Origin of the sequence: Rhizobacter sp., assembly GCF_031412075.1 — a bacterium.
In the GTDB taxonomy this organism is placed as follows: Bacteria; Pseudomonadota; Gammaproteobacteria; order Burkholderiales; family Burkholderiaceae_C; genus Rhizobacter.
The window spans coordinates 1-8,601 of sequence record NZ_JANOCG010000016.1 but is presented as its reverse complement, the minus strand read 5'-3'; the positions used below and the strand labels follow the sequence as shown (position 1 = coordinate 8,601).

The 8,601-nt window shown below is 68.7% G+C and carries 8 protein-coding genes and 1 pseudogene; 5 read left to right on the top strand and 4 right to left on the bottom strand.

Going from position 1 to position 8,601, the window contains the following annotated elements:
* Positions 1-130: pseudogene (locus RMO40_RS00550) on the bottom strand (GntR family transcriptional regulator); the annotation flags it as partial.
* Between the two features lie 228 nt (positions 131-358).
* Between RMO40_RS00550 and RMO40_RS00545 the strand changes: the two are divergent.
* Positions 359-1,150: an NPP1 family protein gene (locus RMO40_RS00545; RefSeq protein WP_309714912.1), complete on the top strand. Its 792-nt coding sequence runs from the start codon at positions 359-361 to the stop codon at positions 1,148-1,150.
* A 102-nt stretch (positions 1,151-1,252) separates the two neighbouring features.
* A complete protein-coding gene (locus RMO40_RS00540; RefSeq protein WP_309714910.1) occupies positions 1,253-3,160 on the top strand; it encodes an alkaline phosphatase PhoX in 1,908 nt (635 codons plus the stop codon).
* Positions 3,161-3,171: 11 nt separating this feature from the next.
* On the opposite strand, the gene RMO40_RS00535 is transcribed toward RMO40_RS00540, so the two are convergent.
* The 3 genes from RMO40_RS00535 to RMO40_RS00525 are packed head-to-tail and all read right to left on the bottom strand — an operon-like array spanning position 3,172 to position 6,496.
* The gene (locus RMO40_RS00535; protein WP_309714908.1) at positions 3,172-3,951 is read right to left on the bottom strand and encodes a fumarylacetoacetate hydrolase family protein; all 780 of its coding nucleotides are present in this window, start codon (positions 3,949-3,951) and stop codon (positions 3,172-3,174) included.
* 12 nt (positions 3,952-3,963) lie between these two features.
* Positions 3,964-5,595 carry a GDYXXLXY domain-containing protein gene (locus RMO40_RS00530; protein WP_309714906.1) on the bottom strand — a complete coding sequence of 544 codons (1,632 nt, stop codon included), beginning with the start codon at positions 5,593-5,595 and terminating at the stop codon, positions 3,964-3,966.
* Positions 5,588-6,496, bottom strand: a complete 909-nt coding sequence (locus RMO40_RS00525) for a DUF2157 domain-containing protein (protein WP_309714904.1) — start codon at positions 6,494-6,496, stop codon at positions 5,588-5,590. The genes RMO40_RS00530 and RMO40_RS00525 overlap by 8 nt, the downstream gene beginning before the upstream one ends.
* Before the next feature lie 123 nt (positions 6,497-6,619).
* On the opposite strand from RMO40_RS00525, the gene RMO40_RS00520 reads away from it, so the two are divergent.
* The 3 genes from RMO40_RS00520 to RMO40_RS00510 all read left to right on the top strand — a co-directional run bounded on the left by RMO40_RS00520 (position 6,620) and on the right by RMO40_RS00510 (position 8,510).
* A complete protein-coding gene (locus RMO40_RS00520; RefSeq protein WP_309714902.1) occupies positions 6,620-7,000 on the top strand; it encodes a response regulator in 381 nt (126 codons plus the stop codon).
* Positions 7,001-7,120: 120 nt separating this feature from the next.
* Complete coding sequence (locus tag RMO40_RS00515) at positions 7,121-7,558, top strand: CBS domain-containing protein (RefSeq protein ID WP_309714900.1); 438 nt, start codon at positions 7,121-7,123, stop codon at positions 7,556-7,558.
* Between the two features lie 13 nt (positions 7,559-7,571).
* A complete protein-coding gene (locus RMO40_RS00510; RefSeq protein WP_309714898.1) occupies positions 7,572-8,510 on the top strand; it encodes a YhjD/YihY/BrkB family envelope integrity protein in 939 nt (312 codons plus the stop codon).
* The last annotated feature ends 91 nt before the right edge of the window (positions 8,511-8,601 follow it).

Sequence of the window (8,601 nt, the reverse complement as noted above, 5' to 3'; positions counted from 1 at the left end):
TTAACGAGGCGATCATTTCGCTCTCGGATGGAATCTGCTGGTGCGGCTGGTAGCTGCAGTCAAGGATGCGCGCGCGCAGGATGTCCTTGATCTGCGCATACACCGGCACCGTCGACAAGGGCAGCACCACAGCGGCTGATTTCGCTGCAGGCGGCTGCACCACTCGCAGCGGGGGTGCCGGGTTTGCACCAGAAGAAGCACCAGATTTGCTCATCGCCGGCCCAACTTGTTATGACAAGTCATGCAGAGCAAAGCGTGTGCCAGCGTTGGCCGGACGATGCTGGTGCACGTTCACCTGCCCGTCATGGTCGTGTTCGAAACTGGCGCCGCCCTCTCAAACAACAACTCAGGAGATTCCATGAACGCGACCCACTTGATCGCCGGCTTGCTGCTGGCCGCTTCCCTGACGAGCCCCGCCAGCGCAGACACCTTCGCCAAGCTGAACGAAGCGCTTCCGACCACGGTCGACATCACCGCCACCCATCCGGTGTTCGATTTCGACACCGACGGTTGCCTGCCCAGCGCCGGCGTCAGCCGCGCAGGTGTGCAGAACAGCGGGCTCAAGGCCTCGGGCAGCATCACGGGCGGGTGCCGCGCCAGCGGCTTTCTGGACACGTCCAATACGCTGCACCGCCACGCCTGCATCAGCAGCGGCGGCGCCACTTATTGCGGCCACTTCTATGCCCTGTACTTCCTCAAGGACCAAGCCACCGTGTTGGGCGGCGGCCACCGCCATGACTGGGAGCATGCGGCCGTGTGGACCACCAACGGTGTGGTGACCCATGGCGGCTACAGCGCCCACGGTGACCTGTTCAACAAGCCTGTGGCCCAGTTGCCGATGCACTACGGTCACTTGAAAATCGTGTACCACAAGGATGGCGTGACGACACACGCACTGCGCTTCGCCGGCACGGGTGAAACCGCAGAAAACGCCTATGGCCAGTTCGTCACGCCGTCCATCGTCAGCTGGTACGAGCTGAAAGGTGACGGCATCGGCAACGAGGCCATGCGCAACAAGTTGAATGCCTTCGACTACGGCTCGGCCACCATTCCGCTGCGCGACAACAACTTCCTGACCAACCTGAACAAATACAAGCCGGCGACCTACCCGCCCTTCACCCAGGCCAGCCTGGAGGCGGCAAAACCCTGAGGTCGTGGCGCCGGGTCACCCCGGCTCTTTTCATCCATCTGTCACCAGAATCGGGCAGGGTCTGGTTCGAGCTCCGCACTCCACAGCCCACGGAAGAACCGCATGTCCAAAGACTTCTCCACCATGGAGGACAGCAATCGCTCCTCCAACCCCAGCATCCACGAGGTGAGCGACCCGGCGCGGCGCACGCTGCTGCGCGGCGGCGCGGGCGTGGCGGTGGCCGGCTTGCTGGCGCCGCTTGCCGGCCTGGGTGGCTGCGCGAGCGTGGCCGGCGAGTCGCTGCTTGGCTTCAAGAGCGTGGCGGTGTCGGGTGCCGACACGGTGAGCGTGCCCGAGGGTTACGTCACCCAGGTGATCGCCGCCTGGGGCGAGCCGGTCGGCCTGTCGGGCGACAACCCGGCCTTCAAATGGGACGCCAGCAACAGCCCGGCCGAACAAGAAGCGCAGATGGGCATGCACCACGACGGCATCCACTTCTACGCCACCCAGGGCAGCACCGCCGGCCTGCTGGTGATGAACCACGAGTACGCCGACGACGGCCTGCTGCACCAGGACGGCATGGCCACCTGGACGCGCGACAAGGTGCGCAAGGCCCAGGCCGCTCACGGCGTCTCGGTGATCGAAGTGCAACAACAGGGCGGCCGGTGGGAGGTGGTGCGCCCGTCGCCCTGGGCACGCCGCATCACCGCGTCCACGCCCATGCGGCTGAGCGGCCCCGCCGCCGGCCACCCCTTGCTGCGCACCGCCGCCGACACCACCGGCCGCCGTGTGCTGGGCACCGTCAACAACTGCGCCAGCGGCATCACCCCCTGGGGCACCTACCTCGCCTGCGAAGAAAACTTCATCTTCTACTTCAAGGGCCCCGACGAGCCCGACGCCCACCAGCGCCGCTGGGGCCTGCGCAAGGGCGACCCGGTCGGCTACCGCTGGCACGAGTTCGACGAGCGCTTCGACGCCACCCGGCACCCCAACGAACCCAACCGCTTCGGCTGGGTGGTCGAGATCGACCCGCACAACCCCAGCAGCACGCCGGTCAAGCGCACGGCGCTCGGCCGCGGCGCGCATGAAGGGGCCACCGTGGCGGTCACCAAAGACGGCCGGGCAGTGGTGTATTCGGGCGAAGACGCCCGCTTCGAATACATCTACAAGTTCGTCAGCCGCGACACCATCCAACCTGGCGGCTTTGCCGCCAACGCCGAGCTGCTCGACCACGGCACGCTGCACGTCGCCCGCTTCGACGCCGACGGCCGCGGCCGCTGGCTGCCGCTGACCCACGGCCAGGGCGCGCTGACGGCCGCCAACGGTTTTGCCGACGCCGGCGAGGTGCTGATCAAGACCCGCCAGGCCAGCGACCTGCTGGGCGCCACCAAGATGGACCGCCCGGAGTGGATTGCGATCGACCCGCAAGGCTGGGTGTACTGCACGCTGACCAACAACAGCAACCGCGGCCAGCCCAACCAGCCCGCCGTGGACGCCGCCAACCCGCGCGCCAACAACAGCATGGGCCACATCATCCGCTGGAAGGAAGACGGCGACTTCGACGCCACCGCCTTCCAGTGGAACCACTTCGTGCTCGCAGGCGACCCCGCCAACGAACGGGCCGAGGCCAAGGGCCAGGTCAAGGGTGACGCCTTCGGCGCCCCCGACGGCCTGTGGGTCGACGCACGCGGCGTGTTGTGGATCCAGACCGACATGAGCACCTCGGCCATGGGCAAGGGTGACCTGCAGGGCCTGGGCAACAACGCCATGCTCGCCGCCGACCCGCGCAGTGGCGAGATCCGCCGCTTCCTGGTCGGCCCGGTGGGCAGCGAGATCACCGGCGCCACCGCCACGCCCGATGGCCGCACGATGTTCATCAATATCCAGCACCCGGGCGAAAGCCCGAGCGAGCGCAGCGACCCGGCCAACCCAAGGCGTTTTTCAAGCTGGCCGGATCACCGTCCCGACGGCCGTCCGCGCTCGGCCACCGTGGTGATCCGCAAAAGCGATGGGGGTGTGATCGGCGCCTGACGACGCAGGCGTCAGAGCTGCACGCGGGCCTGCCCGATGCCTTCGAACTGCACGCTCACCAGGTCGCCCGCCTGCGCCGGCAAGGCACCGCACCAGGTGCCGGTGGTCACCACGCTGCCGGCCGCCAGCACGGCGCCATCGCGCGTGGCGTGGCGCAGCCAGTCGGGCAGCACCCAGGCCGGGTCGCCGCAGGTGTGTGTGCCAAGGTGGTCGGTGACGCTGTCGCCGATCTGCACACGGCAGGGCTGGGCCGACCAGTCGCGCGCCGCTTCTCCCGACCGATACGGCACCCACTCGCCGAGCACCAGCGCCGCATGCGATTGCAGGTCGGCCAGGCGCAGCAGCGCCGGCGCCTTGAAGGCCTGCTGCCAGCGCGAATCGACAATCTCGATGCTGACGCACATCGCGTCGACCAGCGCGCTCGCCGAAGCCACATCGAGCGTGGCCGCGAGGGCGGCATCCACCGGCTGACCGAGCCGCAGCGCGATCTCGGCCTCGATGTAGCGCAGGCGAAACGGCCACGCCTGCGCATCGGCCGGGCTGGCCCACACGCCGGCCGGTGGCAGCGGGGCGTGCGTCATCACCGCGCTGCGCGAGGCGCCGCCCGACTTCCAGTGACGCGGCGGGCCGTCGCCCATGTCATCGAACCAGCCCAGCTCGTTGGCCATCGCCGCCTGCACCCGATAGGCATCGTCGGCCGTGGGCACCGCCGCAGACAGGGCTTGGTCGTCGCCCACCTGGCCCGTGCGGCGGGCGGTCAGCAAGGCCTCGATCACGTTGTCGATGTTCATGCGGTGCACTCCTCAGGGTGTGATGGGTTTGAGCTGGGCATCGGCCATGCCGACCAGCAGGGCGCGGCCATCGCTGGCCACACGAAACTCGCCGAAGCGGGCCTGCTCCCAGCGCTGGCCATCGCCTTCGCGGAAGAACCAGGCGTCGGTGACCAGGGTCCAGCTGCCGTTCTTGGGGCTCAGCTCGATCACCAACTCGTCGGCGGCCAACGGCACGCCCGGGTGGTGCGGGCCCAGCAGCGTGGCCACACCGCGTGCGTCGCGCCGCGCCCGCACCTGTGGGCGGGCTGCGGTCACACCCGGCGGCGCAAGCTGGACCATCTCCTCCGGCAGGCGGAAGTTGAGCCGCATGAAGTCACCCTGCATCAGCGAGCGCGGGTCGGCCGGCGCCAGCGCCACGAACACCGGTTGCCCGCGTGCGATCAGGTCTTGTTTTTGCCAGATGGAGAAGCTCGCCACGGCGAGGGTCACCATGCTGCCCGCGACCACCCAGGCCGCCGCAGGGCCGAGGCGACGCGCCGATGAACCTTTGTGCGATGCGGCGGGCGCCTCTCGCCGCATCAACCACCACGCCAACGCGCCCAGCGCGGTGCCGGCTGCGACCAGCAGCAGTGCCTTGTGCGCCAGCGGCCAGGCCAGTTGGTAATAGAAGCTGCCCACCACCCAGACGGCCGCCACCGCTGCGGTCGACGCGAGCCGCCAACGGCCGGTGACCAGCGTGCCCACCAGCGCCAGCGTGATGCCACCCAGGGTCGGCAACAAACCCGCCAGGCCCACCCACAACAGCACCACCAGCACCAAGGGCAGCTGCCGCAACAGCGGCCAGGCGCGTGCGATCCAGGCCGCCGCCCACAGCGCCAGCAGCGCACTGAGCGCCTGCATGCCCAGCCACGCCACATGGCCGCGAGCCGCGCCCGAGCTCACCTCGCGTGTCACTTCACCGACCAGGCCACCCCCCAGCGTGCCGCCCACCAGAAAGCTCATGCCCGCCAACGCGGCCAGGCCCACGAGCGTGACCAGCAACCAACCGGCTGCGGCCGACTCGATCAACGCCGCCGCCTCCTTGCGCAAGCGGCCTTGTGCCCACATCGTGCCGAGCCACAACAACAACAGGCCATGGCAAGCCAGCCAGGCTTCGTCGAGCCCGTGGCGACCGAAGAAGAACGAGCGCGGCCCGAGCAGCGCAAAGCCGACCAGCCCGGCCATCAGCGCACCGAACAGCACCCGCAGCCAGTCGCGCGCGATGGCCAGCGCCAGGCCCAGCGTGACCCCGGCGAGCAGCACCGCACCGGCCCGCTCGGGCATGTCGCGAAACACACCAAAGGCCAGGCTGCCGCCACCCACCAGCAAGGCCGGCACCGCGAGCTGTTCCACGAACAACGGCACGCTGCGCGAGCGCAGCACCACCACCGCACCCGCCAGCACCAGCAGCCCGACGACATAAGGCCCAACGCTGCGCGTGATCCAGTCACCGAGCAACAGGCCGACCACAATCAGCAAAGGAATGGCCGCCAGCCACGCGCCGAGCGCCGTGAGCAGCACCACCGGCCAAGGGCGCGGCGCGGCAGGCGCGGGAGCCACATCGGCAGGCCGCACACCCACCGCCACCGGGCGGCCCAGCTCGTCGCCGTTCGTGTCACGCATGGGCACCCCCGTGGCGTTTGCCGAGCTTGAGGATGGTGCTCACCGAGGCCGCGAGCAAACCTGCCGCCAACAGGCCGATCAACAGCAGCGAGCCGATCAGGTCGCCCCGCTGTTCGTCGAACAGCCATCTCGACAGGCCCGCCACCACCAGGCTGTTGAGGCCGAGCGCCACCGCACTCAGCACGAACACGTCGAACGCCACCCGCAGGCACAAGAGCCCCGCCGCGCCCGTCATGACCAACAAGCCCAGCGCGTAATGCGGCGCCACCGTGGTGTGGAACAAGCCGCCCAGCGCCGTGGCCGTGGTCATCACCACCGCCAGCGTGGCCGCCGTGCGCAGGCTCCACAAGCCGGCGCCGGTGAATCGTTGCAGCGGCCGGCTGAGCCACCCCACCAACAGCACGGCCAGCAGCCAGGCCAGCGCGTGGGTGCGCAAGTCTTCGGGCTGCACGCGCCAGCGGTGGCCGAGGTGGGCGTGGGTCCACAAGGAGATCGCCGTCACCACCACCAGCGCCCACGGCGCCCACAGCACATCGCTGCGCGCGCCCAGGCACAAGGGCAAGGCGAGCACCGCCCACAAGGCAAACAACTGCCACGGGTCGGCGCCGGTCTGGTAGGTCTGGCCGAAGTAGGCGAACAAGGCGCCGATGCCCAACATCGCCAGCAGCGCAAGCGGTGCACGCGCTGCCGGTCGCAGCGCCGCGCCTGCGCCCATCACACCGACAAAACCCATCAACAGCGCAAACCGCCCGAAGCGGCCGAGGCTCTCCCAGTTGGCGGCGATCCACATCACCAGGCCAAAGCCGAGCAGCGCGGCTGCCATCACCGCCAGGCCGCGTGGCAACCAGCGCGCGAGCGCGGCGGGTTCGGTCGCGGCATCGTTGCCAAGCTGAAGGTTCACTGTGCATCCCCCCATGTTTGAAGGGCGCATCTTCGCAGACCCCTCACGCGCCCTGTAAGACCTGACAGCTGCGTCTCACCCCTGCAGCTGGGCTAATGCGGCACACCTTGTCGAGGCCCTTGCATGCTGCGTGTGTTGATCATCGAAGACCTGCCCGTCAACATGCTGTTGATGGTCGCCGTGCTGCAACGCGCGGGCCACGAAGCGATCGAGGCCGAGACCGCCGCCGCTGGCATTGCGCTGGCGCGCGAGCAGCAGCCCGACGTGATCCTGATGGACATCCAGCTGCCCGACATGGACGGCCTGGCCGCCACCCGCCTGCTCAAAGCCGACCCGGTGCTGCGCGCCATCCCGGTGATCGCCGTCACCGCCTTCGCGATGAAGGGCGACGAAGACGAGGTGTTTGCCGCCGGCTGCGACGCCTACGTCACCAAGCCGATCCGCTACAAGGAGTTCCTGGGCGAGCTCGAAGCGGTGGCGGCCCGCCGCACCCCGGCACCCTAGCCCGCGGCACGCTGTCAGACAGCGCCCACACGCGGCCAGGGCACCCGCCGACTGGCCCGCGCCAGCACGCCCACCTATGCTCGGTCGACGCGCTTTATCGCGCACTCAAGGAGCACCTCCATGCCGAAGATTTCCGATGTCATCACCCGCCACGTGATCGTGGTGCGCCCCGACGAAACCGTGCAACGTGCGGCCGAGCTGATGGCCCAGCTCAACGTGGGCTCGCTGCCGGTGTACGACGGCCACGCGCTGCTGGGCATCATCACCGACCGCGACATCACCGTGCGCGCCACCGCGTTCAACAAGAGCGCCAGCCAGACCCTGGTGGCCGAAGCGATGACGGCGCAGGCGCTGTCGTGCACCGAAGACGACTCGGTCGAAGATGTGCTCAAGCAGATGGGCGACGCGCAGGTGCGACGCCTGCCCGTGCTCAACCGCGCCAAAGAGATCGTGGGCATCGTCACGCTGGGCGACCTGGCCACACGCCAATCGGTCAAGACCGACACCGCCTTGCGCGAAATCTCGCAGCCAAACGAGTCGGTGACCTCGTTCGCCTGAGCCTCAGGTGGCCATGCGCGTCACCACCGCCTGGCTGCTGCTGAAAGACGCTGCGATGTCGTGGAGCGACGACTACGCACCCAGCATGGGCGCGGCGCTCGCCTACTACACCATCTTCTCGGCCGCCCCCTTGCTGTTGATCGTGGTGGCGGTGGCGGGCCTGGTGTTCGGGCCCGAGGCGGCGCGTGGCGAGATCTTTGCCCAGCTGCACGGGCTGATCGGCAAAGAAGGTGCGCTGGCCGTGCAGGCCCTGCTGCAAAGTGTCAGCAAACCGGCCGAAGGTGTGCTTGCCACGGTGGTAGGCACCGGCGTGCTGCTGATCGGTGCCACCACGGTGTTTGCCGAGCTGCAAGACGCGCTCGACCGCATCTGGCGTGCACCGGTGCGCGAGCGCATCAGCGGTGTGTGGAGCCTGCTGCGCGCACGCGTGCTCTCGTTCGGCATGATCCTCGGCATCGGCTTTCTGCTGATGGTCTCGCTCGTGGTGAGCGCCGGGCTGTCGGCACTCGGGCGCTGGTGGGCCCCGCTGTTCGGCGGCTGGGAGCTGCTGGCACAAATCGCCAACCTGGTGCTGAGCTTCGTGCTCATCACCGTGATCTTTGCGTTGATCTACAAGATCATGCCGCGCGTGCGTGTGGCGTGGCGCGATGTGTGGGTGGGCGCGGCGGTGACCGCCTTGCTGTTCACCATCGGCAAATCACTCATCGGCCTGTACATCGGCCGCAGCGGCGTGACCTCGGGCTTCGGCGCGGCCGGCTCACTGGCGGTGGTGTTGTTGTGGGTCTATTACTCGGCGCAGATCTTCCTGCTGGGCGCTGAGTTCACCTGGGTCTACGCCCACCGCTGTGGCTCGCGGCGCGGCGAGCGGCGGCCCGGTGCCGCGCCCGCACCAGCGACCGACCCGTCTAAGCAAACGATCGCGACTGCGCCAATCCGCCGAGCCGCGCCGTGATGGCAAAAAACTCGGCCACCGTCTCGTCGATGATTTCCTTGGCCGTCTTGACGGAGGTGATAAGGCCGGCGGTCTGCCCGGCCAGCGCAGG

Coding starts and splice junctions, on each gene's coding strand:
- RMO40_RS00530 (WP_309714906.1), bottom strand. CDS start 5,595: ATGCGTGACACGAACGGCGACGAGCTGGGCCGCCCGGTGGCGGTGGGT.
- RMO40_RS00535 (WP_309714908.1), bottom strand. CDS start 3,951: ATGAACATCGACAACGTGATCGAGGCCTTGCTGACCGCCCGCCGCACG.
- RMO40_RS00545 (WP_309714912.1), top strand. CDS start 359: ATGAACGCGACCCACTTGATCGCCGGCTTGCTGCTGGCCGCTTCCCTG.
- RMO40_RS00540 (WP_309714910.1), top strand. CDS start 1,253: ATGTCCAAAGACTTCTCCACCATGGAGGACAGCAATCGCTCCTCCAAC.
- RMO40_RS00520 (WP_309714902.1), top strand. CDS start 6,620: ATGCTGCGTGTGTTGATCATCGAAGACCTGCCCGTCAACATGCTGTTG.
- RMO40_RS00510 (WP_309714898.1), top strand. CDS start 7,572: ATGCGCGTCACCACCGCCTGGCTGCTGCTGAAAGACGCTGCGATGTCG.
- RMO40_RS00515 (WP_309714900.1), top strand. CDS start 7,121: ATGCCGAAGATTTCCGATGTCATCACCCGCCACGTGATCGTGGTGCGC.